1 protein-coding gene is annotated in these 223 nt (G+C 66.4%); it reads left to right on the forward strand.

What is annotated here, in order from left to right; translation table 11 throughout:
- Nucleotides 1-223, forward strand: a 223-nt coding sequence (locus AC2CJA_RS27530) for a tyrosine-type recombinase/integrase (protein ID WP_484605315.1), incomplete at both ends; no start/stop codon positions are given.

Raw genomic sequence — 223 nt, forward strand, 5'->3', positions numbered from 1 at the left:
TGAGGAACGCGGGGAGTTCGTGGACCCGCGTGACGGGTCCATCACGCTGGCCGACTACATCGGACTGTGCTGGGCGCCGGGCAGGAGGGGAGCTCCCAAGACCCAGCAGGATCAGGAACGTAAAGCGCGGCTTCACATCATTCCGCACCTGGGGCGGCTTCCGCTCCGGAGCATCACGGCGACGACGCTGCGCGCGTATACGGCGAAGCTGGAGGAATCCGTC

The sequence above is a fragment of the Streptomyces sp. ATLC9 genome (assembly GCF_057196705.1).